Annotated in this window: 17 protein-coding genes and 6 pseudogenes; 13 read left to right on the top strand and 10 right to left on the bottom strand. The window is 58.0% G+C overall.

Annotated features, from left to right (window positions below; genetic code table 11):
• From AAAB35_RS08145 to AAAB35_RS08135, 3 genes and pseudogenes are all read left to right on the top strand, one after another.
• The coding region (locus tag AAAB35_RS08145) for a trimethylamine methyltransferase family protein (protein ID WP_340667717.1) at positions 1-365 on the top strand (365 nt) is incomplete at its 5' end.
• Between the two features lie 72 nt (positions 366-437).
• Positions 438-751, top strand: a pseudogene (locus tag AAAB35_RS08140) (type II toxin-antitoxin system RelB/DinJ family antitoxin).
• A pseudogene (locus tag AAAB35_RS08135) lies at positions 748-974 on the top strand (type II toxin-antitoxin system RelE/ParE family toxin). Before AAAB35_RS08140 ends, AAAB35_RS08135 begins: the two co-directional pseudogenes overlap by 4 nt.
• A gap of 564 nt (positions 975-1,538) precedes the next feature.
• On the opposite strand, the gene AAAB35_RS08130 reads toward AAAB35_RS08135, so the two are convergent.
• The 3 genes and pseudogenes from AAAB35_RS08130 to AAAB35_RS08120 all read right to left on the bottom strand — a co-directional run.
• Complete coding sequence (locus AAAB35_RS08130) at positions 1,539-3,074, bottom strand: Fic family protein (protein WP_340667716.1); 1,536 nt, start codon at positions 3,072-3,074, stop codon at positions 1,539-1,541.
• 252 nt (positions 3,075-3,326) lie between these two features.
• Positions 3,327-3,476: pseudogene (locus AAAB35_RS08125) on the bottom strand (GIY-YIG nuclease family protein); the annotation flags it as partial.
• Positions 3,477-3,622: 146 nt separating this feature from the next.
• Positions 3,623-3,727, bottom strand: a pseudogene (locus AAAB35_RS08120) (IS66 family insertion sequence element accessory protein TnpB); the annotation flags it as partial.
• 2 nt (positions 3,728-3,729) lie between these two features.
• On the opposite strand from AAAB35_RS08120, the gene AAAB35_RS08115 reads away from it, so the two are divergent.
• Positions 3,730-3,978: a hypothetical protein gene (locus AAAB35_RS08115; RefSeq protein WP_340667719.1), complete on the top strand. Its 249-nt coding sequence runs from the start codon at positions 3,730-3,732 to the stop codon at positions 3,976-3,978.
• Here the strand turns inward: AAAB35_RS08115 and AAAB35_RS08110 are convergent.
• Together AAAB35_RS08110 and AAAB35_RS08105 are read right to left on the bottom strand one after the other, a co-directional pair.
• Positions 3,885-4,085, bottom strand: a complete 201-nt coding sequence (locus AAAB35_RS08110; RefSeq protein ID WP_340667715.1) for a hypothetical protein — start codon at positions 4,083-4,085, stop codon at positions 3,885-3,887. The two genes, AAAB35_RS08115 and AAAB35_RS08110, sit on opposite strands and share 94 nt — an antisense overlap.
• A gap of 86 nt (positions 4,086-4,171) precedes the next feature.
• Entirely contained in the window at positions 4,172-4,405 is a 234-nt protein-coding gene (locus AAAB35_RS08105; RefSeq protein ID WP_340667714.1) for a hypothetical protein, read from the bottom strand.
• Between the two features lie 273 nt (positions 4,406-4,678).
• On the opposite strand from AAAB35_RS08105, the gene AAAB35_RS08100 reads away from it, so the two are divergent.
• Entirely contained in the window at positions 4,679-5,065 is a 387-nt protein-coding gene (locus tag AAAB35_RS08100; RefSeq protein WP_340667713.1) for a hypothetical protein, read from the top strand.
• A pseudogene (locus AAAB35_RS08095) lies at positions 5,062-5,340 on the top strand (RES domain-containing protein); the annotation flags it as partial. The gene AAAB35_RS08100 and the pseudogene AAAB35_RS08095, both read left to right, overlap by 4 nt.
• A 75-nt stretch (positions 5,341-5,415) precedes the next feature.
• On the opposite strand, the pseudogene AAAB35_RS08090 reads toward AAAB35_RS08095, so the two are convergent.
• Together AAAB35_RS08090 and AAAB35_RS08085 are read right to left on the bottom strand one after the other, a co-directional pair.
• A pseudogene (locus tag AAAB35_RS08090) lies at positions 5,416-5,595 on the bottom strand (IS5/IS1182 family transposase); the annotation flags it as partial.
• Between the two features lie 314 nt (positions 5,596-5,909).
• Positions 5,910-7,115 (bottom strand): succinylglutamate desuccinylase/aspartoacylase family protein, encoded by a 1,206-nt coding sequence (locus tag AAAB35_RS08085; RefSeq protein ID WP_340667712.1) that lies wholly within the window; start codon positions 7,113-7,115, stop codon positions 5,910-5,912.
• A gap of 482 nt (positions 7,116-7,597) precedes the next feature.
• Between AAAB35_RS08085 and AAAB35_RS08080 the strand changes: the two genes are divergently transcribed.
• Positions 7,598-8,734: a methyltransferase gene (locus AAAB35_RS08080; protein ID WP_340667711.1), complete on the top strand. Its 1,137-nt coding sequence runs from the start codon at positions 7,598-7,600 to the stop codon at positions 8,732-8,734.
• A 318-nt stretch (positions 8,735-9,052) separates the two neighbouring features.
• Complete coding sequence (locus AAAB35_RS08075) at positions 9,053-9,340, top strand: hypothetical protein (RefSeq protein WP_340667710.1); 288 nt, start codon at positions 9,053-9,055, stop codon at positions 9,338-9,340.
• Between the two features lie 460 nt (positions 9,341-9,800).
• Here AAAB35_RS08075 and AAAB35_RS08070 read toward each other — a convergent pair whose 3' ends face one another.
• The 3 genes from AAAB35_RS08070 to AAAB35_RS08060 all read right to left on the bottom strand — a co-directional run bounded on the left by AAAB35_RS08070 (position 9,801) and on the right by AAAB35_RS08060 (position 11,238).
• Positions 9,801-10,025 (bottom strand): DUF2892 domain-containing protein, encoded by a 225-nt coding sequence (locus AAAB35_RS08070; protein WP_340667709.1) that lies wholly within the window; start codon positions 10,023-10,025, stop codon positions 9,801-9,803.
• A 131-nt stretch (positions 10,026-10,156) separates the two neighbouring features.
• Positions 10,157-10,606: a metalloregulator ArsR/SmtB family transcription factor gene (locus AAAB35_RS08065; protein ID WP_340667708.1), complete on the bottom strand. Its 450-nt coding sequence runs from the start codon at positions 10,604-10,606 to the stop codon at positions 10,157-10,159.
• Complete coding sequence (locus AAAB35_RS08060; RefSeq protein WP_340667706.1) at positions 10,603-11,238, bottom strand: peroxiredoxin; 636 nt, start codon at positions 11,236-11,238, stop codon at positions 10,603-10,605. Before AAAB35_RS08060 ends, AAAB35_RS08065 begins: the two co-directional genes overlap by 4 nt.
• A 145-nt stretch (positions 11,239-11,383) precedes the next feature.
• On the opposite strand from AAAB35_RS08060, the gene AAAB35_RS08055 reads away from it, so the two are divergent.
• From AAAB35_RS08055 to AAAB35_RS08035, 5 genes are all read left to right on the top strand, one after another.
• Positions 11,384-12,322, top strand: coding sequence for an MBL fold metallo-hydrolase (locus AAAB35_RS08055; protein WP_340667705.1), 939 nt, complete (start codon positions 11,384-11,386; stop codon positions 12,320-12,322).
• A gap of 5 nt (positions 12,323-12,327) precedes the next feature.
• Complete coding sequence (locus AAAB35_RS08050; RefSeq protein WP_340667704.1) at positions 12,328-12,759, top strand: YeeE/YedE thiosulfate transporter family protein; 432 nt, start codon at positions 12,328-12,330, stop codon at positions 12,757-12,759.
• Positions 12,759-13,232: a YeeE/YedE family protein gene (locus AAAB35_RS08045; RefSeq protein ID WP_340667718.1), complete on the top strand. Its 474-nt coding sequence runs from the start codon at positions 12,759-12,761 to the stop codon at positions 13,230-13,232. Before AAAB35_RS08050 ends, AAAB35_RS08045 begins: the two co-directional genes overlap by 1 nt.
• On the top strand, positions 13,214-14,893 hold the full coding sequence (locus AAAB35_RS08040; RefSeq protein WP_340667703.1) for a TIGR01244 family sulfur transferase: 1,680 nt from the start codon (positions 13,214-13,216) through the stop codon (positions 14,891-14,893). The genes AAAB35_RS08045 and AAAB35_RS08040 overlap by 19 nt, the downstream gene beginning before the upstream one ends.
• A 30-nt stretch (positions 14,894-14,923) precedes the next feature.
• A partial coding sequence (locus AAAB35_RS08035) for a SulP family inorganic anion transporter (RefSeq protein WP_340667702.1) occupies positions 14,924-15,163 on the top strand: 240 nt, incomplete at its 3' end.

Below are 15,163 nucleotides of genomic sequence, written 5' to 3'. Positions count from 1 at the left end.
AGTTCGTGATGGATACCGACCTTTGCGGCGCCCTTCATTCCTATTTCGCCGGCGTCGCAGTCGATGATAACACGCTGGCATTCGACGCATTCGAGGAGGTCGGCCCCGGCAATCACTTCCTCGGCTCAGCCCACACGATGCGAAACTATCAGACCGCCTTTTGGGATTCGACGCTGTCGGACAACGAACCCTTCGAGAAGTGGAGCGAGGAAGGCGGGTCAACGGACATTGCGACTCGCGCAAATCGCCAATGGAAGAAGACGCTGAAAGAATTTGAAGCGCCACCGCTCGATGTCGCCGTCGACGAAGAGCTTTGCGACTTCGTGGCAAGACGCAAGGCCGCCACGACTGACGGCTGGTACTGAACAGGAGACGCCCCGGCCGATAATTGTGCTTTTAAAATCGCATAGCGTCTCCGGAAAATGGAGATTTGCAACATGGCTTCAAATGCTCTTGTCCAGACTCGGATTGATGCTGACGTCAAGGAGCGCGCCGCGGCCGTTCTGGAAAATATGGGCTTGACCGTCTCGGATGCTCTCCGAATCCTACTAATCTAACCCGGGCAGCGAATGAAGGCGTGTTGCCGCTGGAACTTGTCAGCCACAGCGAGGCGCACGATGCGTGGTTCCGGGCCAAGGTATTACAAGCGCTCGAGGACACACGACCCGATGTCGATGATGGCGATGACGATGCGCAGTTTCGCGAGCGCCGGGCGCCAGCCTTGCGCAAAGTCGGGGCGGCTGACCGATGAGGCCTACCTGGGGGCAATATACGCTCGACGATCGCGAAACTATCTTCAATCACATTGAAAGCGCGGATCGCGAGACCTTCGACCCGGCCGAATTTCCGGAACCAGGGAGCTTGTTGTCCCGCTTACGCCTGTTGCAGGTTACGTCGTCACGGCAGATAGAATTCGTATTCTGCGTGTTTTGCATGGCGCCCAGATGCGGCCTGTCGAATTCCATGACGAGTAGATGCGATTGCGTTTGCTTTCGAGGGTCTTGCAGTTCGTATCCGTTCAAGGCGATCCCTGTACGAACGGCCGAAGAGGGATTGTAGACATACGCGCTACAACAAGAATCGGCATAAAGCTCGCTACCATCGGAATTTATGGGAAATCGATTTTGAACAAACGGCCAAGTTCAACCCACCTTGGGGCCCTCGACAGATAGGCCGCGCCCGTCAGGCCGCTATGTCGGGCAACGGCAAGGAAATAACGGAGGTCGTTTCAGTTCATCTTCGGCGCGCGCTAGCTGTGCGCTAACGCGGTTCTCAGGAGTGTCAATCTACACCCGCCCCCTCTTCGCAGCGATCAAAGCTGAAAAATCAGCCGAAGCCAACCGCACGCCGGATTGAGTTCTCTATCAGTTCGCAACGTCGGACAATCCGTGCACTTTCGTGTCGTGAAGCCGGATTATAAATCTTAATATGGGCGAGCCGCATAGCAGCCGCGCTGTATGCCTGCCGCACATTGGTGAATCTCAACGGCCATCTCCTTGCGCCCAGGCTACGTTAATCTCAAGACAGCACGCGCGGGGCTAGCCCGCCCGCGCTGACGACCAGGTCACCCGGTCTGACAAAAACTGTGCGAATGGTCGCACGTCCATTTTAACGCTCGCCTCCTCAAGCCCCGCCAAATATGCCTTGCGATCGTCTACCCTGACCACGGTCCAAGGGTATCCGCCCGACGCCAACATGGCGTTCATCAGAAACCGCGCTATGCGCCCGTTGCCATCCGGATACGGGTGTACGTAGCCGACCAGCCAGTGCCCCAGCACGGCGCGGACGGACGATTCGTTCTCGCCTTCCAGCAAATCGAACAGCGCATTCATGCCGTCGGCTGCCGTTTCCGCCCGCGGCGGAACGTGCTGCGAACTCCGCAGGTACACAGGGTGATTGCGATAGCCCGCAAGCGCACTCGCCCGAAGAATGCCGGCTGTGACAGAAGGCGCGAATAGCTCCCGGTACCATTCGCGATGCGTATCGCGCGTCAGTGCGCCCCCTGGCTCGCCACCACTGATAATTGCGGCAACCGACTCCTTGACTTTCTGGAATGCTAGGTAGTAGCCGCGCGCCGCAAGCGCGTCGCGGCTCTTGCGGTCTTCCTCATCGATCTGCGGGTTCCAGCTGCCCTCCCTTACGCGGTCGATGAGCTCGGGCGTGACGCTATAGCCCTCGATCGACAGCGAATGATAGGCGTCGCTTTCGTATATATCTTCTACGAACTTCATATAGGCCGCTCTGTCGGAAGGCAGACCGGGCGCTTTCGGGAATATCTCGATCACCGCCGCGCGTTGCGATTCCCAGATAGCGCGGAGGCGCGCGACCAAGGGCGGCAGGCCCGCTGCGATGGCGGTCACGCGCGCCTGACCGGCGAAAGGATCGGTTTCGCGAACGTCGTAACCAGCCGATTCGAAAGCAGCGACTATCTCGTCGGCAAACGCGTCGCGCCCCACGTGCCGGAAGGCTCCTGCTAGCCGCCCAGCTACGGCGGAATGGCCGCCATCCAGCAGCAGTCCCAGTACAGTGGAGACGTCGCGCAATGAGGCCATTGCCACCTGCATTTCGATCGGCGCACGCTGGAAAAAGCCCTCCGGTACCCGGATGAGCGCCGCTTCAACGGTATACACGCGCACGCCGTTCTTTTCTGTAAGTTCATCCGGCATCACTTTGACCTTGAGGTCGTACAGAGAGGTTCCAAATAGCAGGTCGACCTTGTTGTTCGTTCCCCTGGGCGTGCTCACGACCACCTGCGGCCGAATGGCGGTCGCCTCGGCATGCAAGAGCAGCGACTGCTCTGGCGACAAGAACCAGTCTTTACCGAACCGGTCATTGCAGTAGAGCGAACAGAATTCCCAGAAGCTGGAGTACCAGGGGGTGGTGTCGTGCTCCTGCGTTTGGGGGCCGGTCGACATGAGCCAACCTTTGATCACTGCGCGCAGGAAGCCGTTTTGGAGCAGGCGCTCGCGATGAATGCGGGTGAGTTCATACGATTTGAAAATGCGTCGCCCGGCCTCCTGCAGGTCTTTGAGGATGGCTAGGGATTCCGCGAGTTTCTCATGGGGCTTGGCCATGGCCGTACCTTTGCAAGTTTTTGGCGTTGTTTCATTACAAGTATATAATGCTGAGTCTTAACAAGTCAACGATGCTGTGCAGTCGCAAGTTTTTAGTGCCGTGTAATCACGAGTTTTTATGAAAAATCGAAAAATATATATTATTAACAGACAATCGGGAAGTTCGGCCTCGATGGCTTACCCAGCAGATTTGGTACCTTCTGAGACCCTGCCACCAGCGATAGCAGCGACGGTGATGCTTACTTGACCAATTCAAGCTCCGATAACGCGCACCAACGCCGCAGCTCGTGGGTCATACTTGTATCCGGCAATCGTCCCGTCCTTGATCCGGTCAACAGCCTCGTCCACCACAAAAAGCAGTACGAGGAACCACTCACGAGGAATTATCGGGTTCCCATCTCGGCATTGAGATCAGCGTTCTCGGCACCGAGCGTCAGAACCATACGGCCCAATCGCATGACATCTGCAGAGGATGATCGGGGTTCAGCGCCATGCTGAAACCCACCATAGATAGCCGAATCTCCAAGCAATAATCCAATGGGATCATCTGACTTTCGTTGTCTTTTTACCGGGCTTTGCTTGACCCTTGTCCGGTCGATACCGGCCAACAGAAGCGAGAACTGTTCGCGCGTCATCTGCATCGAACCCTCGCGCCATCCGTGTTCGGACGGCCATACACGGCCGCAGCACCGAGGCCGAAATTCGTAGCATCCTCGAACAAGCTGCCAAGCCCGAGGGCCGCCTGAAGCTCGGTTCGCTGCTGACTTCAATTGCCCGCGAAGCCGGCGGACTGACTGACGACGAAGCGGATCAGCCCGGGCAGGTCGCTATCGGGCTCGTCGGAAGCACCTCGATGCGCTTGAGGTGGACGATGCCCTGTGGGATTGTGCGACCGTATTCGTAGAGCACTGCCCGCAGCGCATTCACAAGTTCGGTGCGCTGATGGACGAGACGCTCACGAGCCCGGAACAGCACCGCCCTGGCTTGCTGCCATTGCGACTTGGGTTCCACGAAGCGCATCTCCGGCCGCTGCGCCGCGATCACGATCGCCTCGCGTCGGCCGCATCGTTTTTCTGCCGCTTCACGAACGGCCGTACCTATTGTGGCGCAATCAGTTTCACATCATGGCCGAGCGCCATTAGCTCCCGAGCCCAATGGTGCACGCTGCCACGGGCTTCCATCACCACGACCGCAGGTGATTGATCCGTCATGAACTTCAGAAACTGGGACCGGGATAGCTTCTTGCGGAACTTCACCTGGCCCGTTATCGACGCCCCATGGAGCACAAAAACACTCTTTGCCAGATCCACGCCAATCATCGTATCCTTCATTTTGCCGCCTTTTCCGCTTTGTGGGTTAACGCACCTCAACATTGGCACATTGCGATGCCGTCAGGGGAGGGCGGCAACCATCCCATCTCAAGTGGAACGTCCTCTGCGAAAGAGTTGGCTAACCTTCACCATAATTGCCCGGGCTAGCAGGAGAGGGGAGGCGAAATCGGGGCTATTGCGACGATTCTCGTTGTCGGAAGGTCGGGACCGGAACTCCTTGATGTGCGCGAAAATGTGCATATATTGTGCATAGTTTTTACCGGGAGTGCAAACATGGCACAAGCTCTAATGGCGCATACAACCGTGGTCTCAGGCTTTGTCGATAGCCTGCAGGAGCCGCGCACGCCCTATATTTCTCCCAACCGCCTGTCCAAAGCGCTCGGTGTGCCGGTAACCGGCCTGGCGGAACTGACAGGCGTCCATCGCAACACCCTGCGCAATCCCTCTTCCGAGCGCCTACAAGGCCGCATGCGGGAAATGATCAAGGTAATCTCGGCTGCTGCTGAACTGACCGGGGCGCTTGACAAGGCGATCTACTGGTATCGAAACGAACCCATTAGGGACTATGATTATAAGACGGCGGCCGAACTCGTAGCGGAAGGACATGTCGAGGCTGTTTTGGCCTATATCCGGGATCTTGGAAACGGCGCGCGCGGGTGAAGATTACGCGATTGGGCCCGGCGGACGAGATTTTTCACAGCTTCCTAACCCCGAAGTGGGCTCATCTTCCAACGAGCGGGGCGGGTGCCGCAACCGATCGTGGTCGCTTCAATCGACCCGGAATGGAGGCACTGTATCTCTCCAGGGCTCCGCAAACGGCTTTAGAGGAATATCGCCAAGGCGCCTCTATTACGTCACCGGCAACGCTTGCCGCATATACCGTACAACTTGATCCGATCGTTGACCTGTCAGAAGGGTTCGATCCGCTGGTTTGGGATTCGAAATGGGCTGGATGGGACTGCCACTGGCGAAAGATCGCCCGGATCGATCTCAAAACCCCAGTATCTTGTGAGCAGGAATTCATCGCGTGCACCACATGGACCGCGCACTCTCAACCTGGCCATCCGCAGGATGCGCATGAGGTGAGCGAAGAGAGCATTGAGATCGCGAGGGACTTGGCGAGCAACTGCATTCGGGCAGCAGCGCTGTCTGAGTTCGCAGGCGTCACAGTCCTTCTTGCTGGCGCGATAGTGCCGGGTGCCTTCGCTTGTGATGCCTGATCACGCAAATATCGTGCAATTCCGTTTCGCAAATACGGAAGTTTGACCCAAGAAAACATTCGAGTCTCTCGCTCCGCGAGGGCAGCAAGATTGGAGGCGGAACTTCGGCGCGGTCGCTCGGTCAGCGAAATGGCGAATTAGTCCCTCAAGCCAGCGCCGAACCGTTTGCGACAGACGCGAGCGACAGTCCAGAAGGCAGGACCATCCGGAGCTATCCGAGCGGATCGACGTAACACGAGGGCCTGTCTTGTGCTACTGATCGAGCGAGAGTGCTCGCGATTCGCTCACTCAGGGTAGTCCCCTTCCCCCTCAGAGGGGGCATGGTTGAATGAGATGAACATCAGCACGTTGCCCGGTTCGGATGTCACATCGCTTCGAATGGCCCCGACCATGCCGTCCACACCACTGGTGTATTCCGCTACCACTTCGCCAAAAGTATTGCGCTGAACAACCAGCTTCTGTCCGGCAGTGACCTTGGCATTCAGTTTTACCAGATGCTCGACGAACCCGCCCTGCGTCGCGAGAACCGGGAACGCGCTGTTGGCGATGAACGCGTCCACGTCCGCCGCTGTGCGACCGATCGGACCCGCGATGATCCCGTAGTGCTTCAGCACATTTATCGTGCCTTCGACGAACGTCTGGATCAATTCAAGGTTGAGGACACGGGCGGCGCCGATCTCGGGACAAAAGCTCGGGATGCCGGCGTCGACAAACGCATTGTGGAGGACACCTGGGTAGGCCGGATTATCCCATATCAAGGGAACCGGATAGAGTTCCAGCATCGCCTTTACATCCGGCAAGGTCCTGTCCCCGATGATGAATGCGTCGCACTCCAACCCCGTCGTGCCGGTGTGGAAATCGATCGCCAGATCCGAGTTCGGCTTCAACAGCCTATTGAATAGGATGCCAGCATGGCGGCTGCTCGCGGTCGTACCGTTTTCGATGCCGGGCCATTCCCGGTTCATGTCAATGAGATCGATGCCTCTGCCCGAATTGGGCCATCTGCGCTGCATGCTTTCCAACGCTGGGCGCGCGATATCGAGGACCGCCATGACGGTGCCCGACATCTGCGCCGGATCGAGCTGCTCCATTATGGTCTGGACCGTACGAATCGAACTCATCTCGTCGCCATGTACGCCGCTGGTCAAAGTGAAGCGTTTGCCCGGCTTGGCGCCCTTGGCGACAATCACTGACACGTACCAATGCTGCCCCGTCGGCATCTGCACGCCCTGAAAATACAGAAGGTGCTTCTTGCCGGGCTCGAGGTCGTTGACGTCAAGGGCGCTGACAACCTTCTTCCCCTGGATCACGTCGCCAGTATACACCGTCCCTAATGGCCCACCCTGTGCCTGGTCGGCAGAGGGCGCTGCTGTGTCCTGTGCGTTTGCAGCACCGGCGTTGATGGCGAGGACAGCCGACGCGCCGACCGTGGCAATGGATGCCATTAACAGATCGCGGCGATCAATCCCTTTTGTAGATTTGTCCGACATGATCGGGTCCTTTCTCTTTGTGGCAGACAAGGTTTGGCACGCGCATCGCTCGCAAAAATCAGCGCGATTTCTAGCTACGGGGTAGGCTGCTGAACTAGCAAGGTCGCATGATTTATGCGGGCGCCTTTGCGGCGCTTCGATATAGAGCCGCAGCGCGACCGATGGCAATCTCCACTTCTGGCACCCGACGTTGTCGTTCTAGTCGCTTCCCTCAATGACAGCTTATGGCGGCGCAAAGCCGCCCCTCCGCTCCGAGAAGTTATCTCAGAAATCAACAGGCGCAACAATGACATAGTGGTGCCCAGTTTCATCTCGTCCGGCGCGCCATTTGTAATCAACTGATCTGACGAAAGAATTTCTTTCACCCACCAGAACAAAACTGGGCACCTGCATCCGCTGCTGGGCCTTCGACAGTTGACTTTCAGGCAACAATCAAATCGACAACAAATGGCTGCTATCGGCCTTTATCAAAGGAACATTTGTTGCAACGTGATTTGACACGTCACTACGAGGGCACCATGCTTAAAGGTGTCTGTTGCATGCGCGTTAGGCTCAATTCGTACACCTCATGCAGAAAGCCCTATATGACTGAACCTGAGCATGCTTCGTTTCAAAGTCTTCCGCCTCACGTCCAACTTATTCAGCTGGGTACGGCCTACTGGACATCCAGGGTTGTCTACGCTGCGGCCAAATTGGGGCTGGCTGATCAGATAGGCGGCGGAGCGAAAAGTGCTGAGGAGCTGGCAGGTTCCGTCGGGGCGCATGCGCCCTCACTGCACAGGTTGATGCGCGCACTCGCAAGCTTGGGCATACTGACGGAGCGCCCAGAGCGGCGTTTTGCTCTGACTGACTTGGGTCGGGCGCTAACCACCGCCGCGCCCGGCTCGGCGCGGGCAACCTTGCTTACAGTTGGGAGCCATTGGTTTGACGGATCCTTCGATCACATCGTCCATTCCATTCAGACTGGTGAAACGGGCTTTCAGAAAGCGCAGGCCATGCCGGTCTTCGAGTACCTCGCACAACATCCCGAGGATGCCACCCTGTTCAGCGAGACGATGGTCGGCATTCATGGTGAAGAGCCTCCGGCCGTAGCCGCAGCTTACGATTTCTCCGCCTTCGAGACCGTTGTCGATGTAGGCGGCGCAACCGGCAACATGCTGGCAGCCATTCTTACCCGTCATGCCCGGCCTCGCGGGATTTTGTTCGACAGACCGCATGTGGTGGGGGACGCGCCTGCGTTGCTCCAATCAAAGGGCGTGATCGACCGTGTAACAATAGAAGCCGGTGATTTCTTCGAGACCGTGCCTATCGGGGGAGATGCCTATATTCTATCGCACATCATCCATGACTGGGGTGAGGATCAGTGCCTCAAGATTTTGGGCCACGTCCGCCAAGCCATGAAGCCGGACGGCCATCTATTTATTGTAGAGATGGTGCTGCCGGCCGGCGATGCACCGCACCCAGGTAAGATGCTTGATATCGTAATGCTTGTGCTCCCTGGAGGCCAGGAGCGGACTGAGGCCGAATACCGCTCCCTTCTTGCTAAGGCCAACTTCCGTCTCAAACGTATCGTGCCGACTGATTCAGCGGTAAGCGTTATAGAAGCGGTTCCGACTTAGAACGGTCTGTCGCAGACGACCTTCCACCAATTGAGGGCTAAAACGCGCGGGTTGCGCTATTCAATTGCATGGACCAGCTGGGGAACGGCTGGTGGGATTTGACAATGCTCACGCGATCTCGGCGGTGAGTGGTCGTTTCCGGACGTATAGGTCGTACGAGTACAACGCGCTGCCACATTGCTTGAAGACTTCTGGAGCGAAGTCAATGGCGTTTTGAGGGAGGTAGGAGTGATCAAATGAAGAAGACACTTCATGTTGGAATCGCGAGCTTTGAGACGATGAACCATGTCGATTACTCGAAGGCAACTTAAGCCCAAAATGGACGATCCCAAAATCTGGTTCACGTCCATCGAAAGCTTCGCAAAGGTTTTGTCCGATCGAAATCGGGCTCTCCTTGAGATCATCGTTAAAGAAAAGCCGGCAACGATTGCGGAGTTGGAAACGATGTCAGGACAAGCAAAATCAAATCCAAGCCGAACACCACGAACGATGCAGCGATACGGCTTGGTTGAGCTGGAAAAGGGGAGGGCGGCAAGCTTATCCCCCACGTCACTTACGATCGCATTGCGTTGGAGATGCCTGCATACTCCTGATATTGCGAAATGAGGCAGGCGCGGGACCTGGACATACCGACTGGAGGAAGGCCTGCGGCCTCGCCAACATTCAAATGAGCATCGACGCGTGATGGATGGTTAACCGTAGTTCGTCCGCGTTTTGGCCGAAAGGGACGGGCCATGATCGATGCCTGCAATTCCTCCAACAAATGGTCCACTGTTTGCATCCGTGACGATGGTGCAGACATGGTCGCGATACATCCAAGCCATGGTTCCATTTCGGCGGGCCGACCGGCGGGCGAGCTTTCGGACAAGCGTCCCTGCCGGAGGAAACTCGAAAGTCGTGTGCGCTTCATGCCAGACTAAGACTAAGACTAAGACTGGGCCCGAGCTCAGCATCTGCCGGGTCAGTAGCTTGTCAACACGGGAATATTTCCGTGTTCCCGCTTCACCCAACAGTAACGGCGGTATCGCACGACGAGGCCGACTCGTGCGTTTGCAACGCCCTGAATTCATTTTTTCCCGATGTCGCAGGTCCGAACGCCCAGAAGCGTGTAGACCGGGCAAAACCGGAAAATTGCGGTCAGGACGAGGACGCCGCCGACGGCTGCGATCGCTAACCTCCACATGCCCATCCCGGCGAACAGGCCAGCGGCGGCTGGAAGGAAGGGCAGCAACAGCAGAGCAAGACCTGCGATGAAACGAATGGTGCGATCGGTGGAACCTACATTGATCATTTCAATCTCCTTGGTTGTTGTCTCTTAGGATCGCGTGCATCGCCTTGATCCGACTCAATCTGAATCCGCTACTTTCGGGTTGAGGTAACCCGACGTCCACTTCCGGCCATCGTCGCGGAGCCAGCGTTGCCTCATTCAATGGGGTCGAGCCGGGCAAAATGAGCCGCGCCGCCCAGGTCTGGCTGGTCGATTGGCGGTCGCTTGGACGTGCTTGTCGATCCGATTGATGCCCGCAGAGCGGGAGACGCGTCCGGTCCTGGAGTGGCTGGCATTTCGCAAAACATCTCGTAGAGCATGTCTATGACGGTCTTTGTCCTTCCGTCGGCGATCGAATAATAGATTGTCCGGGACTCGCGCCGTGTCTTGACCAGACCCGACTGCCTGAGTTCCGCCAGCTGTTGAGACAGCGCCGGCTGCTTGATACCCAGTCCCTCCTGAATATCGCTGACCGACCGCTCCTTCTCGGAAATATGACAAAGAAGCATCAGCCGATTGGCGTTGCTGAACTGGCGCATGAATTCGGCGGCCTCCGGTGCCTTTTCCAGAAGCGTTTCGAGAGTGACATCCGGTTTCCCGCTCATGCACGCTTTTCCCGGAAATACCAGCTTTCGCCGTCCCGGCTATCATCGGTCGAGGGATCGAGGGCCAAGCTTGTCTGTTCGACAAGATTCTGGCCGGGACGCCAGCCTTCTGGCGTCGAGGCGTTGTCGCGTTCGGCTGCCTGAAGGGCTGCGACCAGCCTGAGCAGTTCTTCGACTGACCGACCAACGTTCATGGGATACCACACAATGGCCCGGATGATGCCGGCGGGATCAATGACATAGGTTGCGCGGACCGTTGCGCTGCTGGGCGCGGCATCGTCCAACATGCCGTAGGCGCGGGCGATGACCATGGAGGGGTCTTCCAGAACCGGAAAGGCAATCTTCACACCGAACCGCTCGTGGATATCGCGCAACCAGGCTACGTGGGAATAGAGGCTATCCACGGAGAGCCCCAGAAGGGCGCAGTCGAGCTTGTCGAAATCCTTCTGCGCCTTTCCAAAGGCAATGAACTCGCTTGTGCAGACGGGCGTGAAGTCTGCCGGGTGCGAGAAGAACACAAGCCATCGCCCCCGGAAGCCCGACAGCGCAATCGGACCAGCCGTCGAACGCGCGGTGAACCCGGGGGCAGGGTCGTTCATACGTGGTGAGGCTATGGAAGGGATGTCGCTCATGGTCAGGTCGCTCGTGGTGGGTTGCAAGTCGGACGGATGCTTCTGGTCCTTAACCTGAAGTCGTATTCCAATTCACAAAATACATACTTGTATAATTAATGTAAATACGTATGTTATAGACACCCTTTACACGGAGACAAGAGCCATGACCGAGAGAAATCCAGATGTTGCGCTTGATCACGCCAGTGCTATCATCAATACGGCGCTCGCTGATCCGAAGCGGCGTCCGACCGTCAAATCTTTCTTTGATGATCAGACATTTACGATCAGTCATATAGTGCGCGATCCGGGCTCGAACGCCTGCGCCATCATCGACAGCGTGCTTGATTATGACGCCGCTTCGGGGCGCACGAGCAACACGTCGGCGAACGAACTCATTGATTACATAAAATCCGAAAGTCTCGAAGTTCAGTGGCTGCTGGAAACGCATGCCCATGCGGACCATCTGTCAGCCGCCCCGTTGTTGCAAAATCTCCTTGGCGGACAACTGGCGATCGGGCGGCAAATTATTCGCGTTCAGGAGGTCTTTGGCAAGATTTTCAACGCTGGTACCGAGTTTCAGCGCGATGGAAGCCAGTTTGATCAGCTTTTCAACGACGGCGATCGCTTCAGGATCGGCGGCCTTGAGGCTACGGTGCTGCATGTTCCGGGCCATACGCCGGCATGCCTCGCCTATGTCATCGGCGATGCAGTATTTCCGGGCGACACCATGTTCATGCCCGACTACGGAACGGCACGTTGCGACTTTCCCGGCGGCGATGCCCGGCAGCTCTATCGCTCCATCCGCCGCCTGACGAAACTGCCGGCTGAGGGACGCATGTTCCTCTGCCACGACTACAAGGCACCCGGCCGCGACGAGTATGCTTGGGAAACGACTGTCGGAGCGCAGCGCACCGGCAACGTTCACACCCACGACGGCGTCACGGAAGATGAGTTTTATGAGATGCGAACCGAACGGGACGCCACGCTTGCCATGCCAAAACTCATTCTGCCGTCCGTCCAGGTCAATATGCGGGCGGGCCAGTTGCCGCCGGCTGAAGAAAATGGCGTCCACTACCTGAAGATTCCTGTCAACACCTTGTGAGCATAATGTCCCAGATCAACTTTCTCTGGCCGCTTTCGGGTGGCCTGCTCATCGGCCTCTCCGCAGGCCTGTACCTTCTTCTGAATGGCAGGGTCGCCGGCATATCGGGCCTAACGGCCTCCGCCGCCGGTTTAACCAATTCCGGAACCGGTTGGCTTGGGATGGGTTTCATCGGTGGTATTCTCGCAGGCGCAGCCTTTGCGTCCACCCTGATCCGCCAGCCTGAACTGACGATAACCGCATCGCCGATCCTGCTGGTCGCAGGCGGCCTGATTGTGGGCTTCGGGACGCGGCTCGGGTCCGGCTGCACCAGCGGGCACGGCGTCTGTGGCCTGGCTCGCTTGTCACCACGCTCGATGATCGCGACAGTGACCTTCATGGCGGTTGCAGCCCTGACGGTCTTTGTCATTCGGACCGTCTTTGGTGGAAGTGCATGATGTTTGCGCGCGTTCTTACAGCCGTCGCCTGCGGGCTTCTGTTCGGGGCAGGTCTGGTCGTATCGGACATGATCAACCCGGCCAGGGTCCTTGCCTTCCTCGATATCACCGGCAACTGGGACCCCGCGCTCGCCTTCGTGATGGGCGGCGCGTTGATCCCGTCATCGATCGCCTACCTGATCCGTAACAAGCGCCGGGCACCGGTCCTAGATACGACGTTTCACGTGCCTGCCAATAGGAGGCCGGACGGCCGGTTGGTAGGCGGCGCGGTCCTCTTCGGGCTGGGCTGGGGGCTTGTCGGCCTTTGTCCGGGCCCAGCGATTGCGGCGCTGACGACCGGGCGCTGGGAAGCAGTACTCTTCGTGGCGGCGATGCTGGGAGGCATGATCGCCTATCGCTTTACGCTTGGCCGGCCGATGCTGCCTACAAATCCAAATAATCCGGGGAGGAAACCATGGATATTCGCAGACTGACCGACATGATTGCTGCATCTCCGCAAATTGAGACCGAAAACCTCGAGGCATTGGCGGCCCTTGGTTACAAGTCCATCATGTCCAACAGGCCGGATGGCGAGGAACCAGGCCAGCCATCGGCGGAAGCCGTCCGGACTGCTGCCGAAGCCGCGGGTCTTGCTTTTGCTCATATCCCCGTCGTTGGAGGCGGCATTTCCGATGCTGATATCGAAGCATTCGGCAAAACATTGACGGAGTTGCCGCAGCCCATTCTCGGCTTCTGCCGGACGGGGATGCGCACGACGACGCTCTGGGCCCTGTCACAGGCTGCAACGCTCGGCGTTGCCCCTGTCCTGTCGAGAGCAAGCCAGGCGGGTTATGATCTCTCGGCATTGCGGTCCAGACTGGAGGGGTCGGTACAAGCCCGTGCGATGAAAAAGCCGCTGCTCACCTGCGAGGTCCTCATCGTCGGGGCCGGCTCCGCGGGCATCGCCACCGCCGCCAGCCTGCTGAAACGCCGCCCAGGTCTCGACATTCTGATCGTCGACCCGTCCGACCGCCATGCTTATCAACCCGGCTGGACGATGGTTGGCGGGGGCATATTCAAGCCAGAGGATACGGTCCGCCCGATGCGCGCCATCATGCCCGATGGTGTTCGTTGGGAGAAGGTTGCCGTTGCGGTCTTCGCGCCGGAGAAGAGCACGGTCTCTCTGGCTGACGGACGTACGGTCCGCTATCGCATGATGGTCGCAGCCCCCGGCATAAAGCTCAACTGGGGTGCCATCGAAGGGCTTGAGGATAGCCTGGGGCGCAATGGGGTGACCTCCAACTACCGTTTTGACACCGCCCCCTACACCTGGAACCTCGTGCAGAACCTCAAAGGCGGGCGGGCGCTGTTCACTCAGCCGCCCATGCCAATCAAATGCGCCGGCGCGCCGCAGAAGGCACTCTATCTGTCGGGCGATCACTGGTTCCGCAAAGGGCGGATCAACGACATCAACATTGAGTTCCACAATGCTGGTCCCGTACTGTTCGGTGTCAAGGAATATGTTCCGGCCCTCATGGAGTACATGACGAAATACCGGGCCGATCTGAATTTCGGCTCGCGCCTCGTTTCGGTCGATGGCGCGTCAAAGACGGCAACCTTTGCCCGCACGGCGACTGATGGAACAGTCACGGAAGACAAGCGCGGTTTTGACATGATCCATGTCTGCCCGCCACAGATCGCGCCTGACTTCATCCGCGAAAGCCCGATTGCCGCGTCCAATGGCTGGATCGAGGTGGACGAGGCGACGCTCCAGCACAAGCGCTTTGAAAACGTCTTCGCGCTCGGCGATGCCGCCTCGACCTCGAATGCCAAGACAGCTGCCGCGGCGCGCAAGCAGGCACCGGTGGTGGCAGAGAATCTTCTGGCGGTCATGGACGGCAAGGCGATGCCTTGCGTCTACGACGGTTATGGTTCCTGCCCGCTCACCGTTGAACGCGGCAAGATCGTGCTGGCCGAATTCGGATATGGCGGGAGACTCCTTCCGACCTTCCCGACCTGGCTGATCGATGGCACCAAGCCATCCTCGCTTGCATGGTACCTGAAGGCCGAAGCCCTGCCGCCGATCTACTGGCACGGCATGCTCAAGGGCCGCGAATGGCTCGTTTCTCCTGAAATCAAATCCTCGGCTGCATAAGCGGCTCTGCACCACCAAACGGCAAAAGCAATGACGAACAGTCTGGCAAGATATTTTCCGGTCCTTGAATGGGGCCGCAACTATAGCGGTCAGATTCTCGTAAACGATCTGGTAGCGGCGGTCATCGTCACCATCATGCTCATTCCACAGAGCCTTGCCTATTCGATGCTTGCCGGACTGCCGCCCGTCATCGGGCTCTACGCTTCCATGGCCCCGCTGCTGGCCTATGCCATCTTCGGCACAAGCCGGACACTGGCGGTCGGGCCCGTC

Origin of the sequence: Phyllobacterium sp., assembly GCF_037994425.1 — a bacterium.
Lineage (GTDB): Bacteria > Pseudomonadota > Alphaproteobacteria > Rhizobiales > Rhizobiaceae > Phyllobacterium.
This window is presented reverse-complemented; position numbering and strand designations above follow the sequence as displayed.

Coding starts and splice junctions, on each gene's coding strand:
- AAAB35_RS08130 (WP_340667716.1), bottom strand. CDS start 3,074: ATGGCCAAGCCCCATGAGAAACTCGCGGAATCCCTAGCCATCCTCAAA.
- AAAB35_RS08085 (WP_340667712.1), bottom strand. CDS start 7,115: ATGTCGGACAAATCTACAAAAGGGATTGATCGCCGCGATCTGTTAATG.
- AAAB35_RS08055 (WP_340667705.1), top strand. CDS start 11,384: ATGACCGAGAGAAATCCAGATGTTGCGCTTGATCACGCCAGTGCTATC.
- AAAB35_RS08070 (WP_340667709.1), bottom strand. CDS start 10,025: ATGATCAATGTAGGTTCCACCGATCGCACCATTCGTTTCATCGCAGGT.
- AAAB35_RS08050 (WP_340667704.1), top strand. CDS start 12,328: ATGTCCCAGATCAACTTTCTCTGGCCGCTTTCGGGTGGCCTGCTCATC.
- AAAB35_RS08040 (WP_340667703.1), top strand. CDS start 13,214: ATGGATATTCGCAGACTGACCGACATGATTGCTGCATCTCCGCAAATT.
- AAAB35_RS08045 (WP_340667718.1), top strand. CDS start 12,759: ATGTTTGCGCGCGTTCTTACAGCCGTCGCCTGCGGGCTTCTGTTCGGG.
- AAAB35_RS08060 (WP_340667706.1), bottom strand. CDS start 11,238: ATGAGCGACATCCCTTCCATAGCCTCACCACGTATGAACGACCCTGCC.
- AAAB35_RS08065 (WP_340667708.1), bottom strand. CDS start 10,606: ATGAGCGGGAAACCGGATGTCACTCTCGAAACGCTTCTGGAAAAGGCA.
- AAAB35_RS08105 (WP_340667714.1), bottom strand. CDS start 4,405: ATGAAGGATACGATGATTGGCGTGGATCTGGCAAAGAGTGTTTTTGTG.
- AAAB35_RS08075 (WP_340667710.1), top strand. CDS start 9,053: ATGGACGATCCCAAAATCTGGTTCACGTCCATCGAAAGCTTCGCAAAG.
- AAAB35_RS08100 (WP_340667713.1), top strand. CDS start 4,679: ATGGCACAAGCTCTAATGGCGCATACAACCGTGGTCTCAGGCTTTGTC.